1 rRNA gene (running past one end of the window) is annotated in these 1,088 nt (G+C 52.6%); it reads left to right on the forward strand.

Features of this window, described 5'->3' with window-relative positions:
* Nucleotides 1-1,088, forward strand: a 23S ribosomal RNA gene (locus tag AC07NP_RS21765); its annotated part runs 1,564 nt beyond the window's last position; the annotation flags it as partial.

Raw genomic sequence — 1,088 nt, forward strand, 5'->3', positions numbered from 1 at the left:
TGTGAACTCGAAGAGTAGGGCGGGACACGTGGTATCCTGTCTGAATATGGGGGGACCATCCTCCAAGGCTAAATACTCCTGACTGACCGATAGTGAACCAGTACCGTGAGGGAAAGGCGAAAAGAACCCCGGCGAGGGGAGTGAAAAAGAACCTGAAACCGTGTACGTACAAGCAGTGGGAGCCTTGATTTATCAGGGTGACTGCGTACCTTTTGTATAATGGGTCAGCGACTTATATTCTGTAGCAAGGTTAACCGAATAGGGGAGCCGAAGGGAAACCGAGTCTTAACTGGGCGTTAAGTTGCAGGGTATAGACCCGAAACCCGGTGATCTAGCCATGGGCAGGTTGAAGGTTGGGTAACACTAACTGGAGGACCGAACCGACTAATGTTGAAAAATTAGCGGATGACTTGTGGCTGGGGGTGAAAGGCCAATCAAACCGGGAGATAGCTGGTTCTCCCCGAAAGCTATTTAGGTAGCGCCTCGTGAATTCATCTTCGGGGGTAGAGCACTGTTTCGGCTAGGGGGTCATCCCGACTTACCAACCCGATGCAAACTGCGAATACCGAAGAATGTTATCACGGGAGACACACGGCGGGTGCTAACGTCCGTCGTGAAGAGGGAAACAACCCAGACCGCCAGCTAAGGTCCCAAAGTCATGGTTAAGTGGGAAACGATGTGGGAAGGCACAGACAGCCAGGATGTTGGCTTAGAAGCAGCCATCATTTAAAGAAAGCGTAATAGCTCACTGGTCGAGTCGGCCTGCGCGGAAGATGTAACGGGGCTAAACCATGCACCGAAGCTGCGGCAGCGACACTATGTGTTGTTGGGTAGGGGAGCGTTCTGTAAGCCGTTGAAGGTGACCTGTGAGGGTTGCTGGAGGTATCAGAAGTGCGAATGCTGACATAAGTAACGATAAAGCGGGTGAAAAGCCCGCTCGCCGGAAGACCAAGGGTTCCTGTCCAACGTTAATCGGGGCAGGGTGAGTCGACCCCTAAGGCGAGGCCGAAAGGCGTAGTCGATGGGAAACAGGTTAATATTCCTGTACTTGGTGTTACTGCGAAGGGGGGACGGAGAAGGCTATGTTG

The sequence above is a fragment of the Citrobacter sp. GW821-FHT07H02 genome, from assembly GCF_059418505.1.